We start from the raw sequence: 1,073 nt of genomic DNA on the forward strand, positions 1-1,073 counted from the left end.
CAGCATGGCGGGAGCATAGACGATCACCGCCGGGCCGACGCTGGGCCAGGCGGTGCCGATGCTCCAGCGTCGGGCAGGGGCGTTCGATCTGGGCGACAATAGAGGGTTTTCCGACTCTGGATCCACTGGCTTCGACAGGCAACCAAACCATGGCCGCGTTCAACCAAGAAACCGTCACCCACGTTCACCACTGGAACGACACGCTGTTCAGCTTCAAGACCACGCGCGATCCGGCCCTGCGTTTCGCCAGCGGCCACTTCGTGATGATCGGCCTGGAGGTCAACGGCAAGCCCCTGATGCGCGCCTACTCCATCGCCAGTGCCAACTACGAGGAGCACCTGGAGTTCCTGTCGATCAAGGTGCCCGACGGCCCCCTGACCTCGCGCCTGCAGCACCTGAAGGTCGGCGACAAGATCCTGGTCAGCCGCAAGGCGGTGGGCACGCTGGTGGTCGATGACCTCAAGCCCGCGCCCAACCTCTACCTGTTCGGCACCGGCACGGGCCTGGCGCCCTTCATGAGCATCATCCAGGACCCCTACACCTACGAGAAGTTCGACAAGGTGGTGCTGGTCCACGGCGTGCGCACCGTCTCCGAGCTGGCCTACCACGACTTCATCTCCGAAGAGCTGCCCAACCACGAGCTGCTGGGCGAGCTGGTGCGCGACAAGCTGCTGTACTACCCGCTGGTCACGCGCGAGGCATTCCGCAACCAGGGCCGCCTGACCGACCTGATCGTCAACGGCAAGATGGCCGCCGACCTCGGCATGCAGCCCATCAACCCGCACACCGATCGCGCCATGATGTGCGGCAGCCCCTCCATGCTGACCGACCTGTGCAAGATCCTCGACGACCGCGGCTTCAAGATCTCGCCGTCGCAAGGCGAGCCGGGCGACTACGTGATCGAGCGCGCCTTCGTCGAGAAGTGATCGCTTGACGTTCAGCGGGGGCCTGCGCCCCTGGCATGAGTGAAAAAGGCAGCCGATCCGGCTGCCTTTTTGTTTGCCTGGGTGAGGTCGGCTGGGGTTGTTTTTTGGGTGGGGATGCGCACGGTTGAGCAACGCTCAGGGGGCGAG

General features: G+C 64.4%; 1 protein-coding gene. It reads left to right on the forward strand.

Features of this window, described 5'->3' with window-relative positions:
• The first annotated feature begins 149 nt into the window (after positions 1-149).
• Entirely contained in the window at positions 150-926 is a 777-nt protein-coding gene (locus tag B2W70_RS11210; protein ID WP_058086524.1) for a ferredoxin--NADP reductase, read from the forward strand.
• Positions 927-1,073: the final 147 nt, after the last annotated feature.

The organism is Aquabacterium sp. UBA2148, from assembly GCF_002328915.1.
GTDB classification, from domain to species: Bacteria; Pseudomonadota; Gammaproteobacteria; order Burkholderiales; family Burkholderiaceae_C; genus Aquabacterium; species Aquabacterium parvum.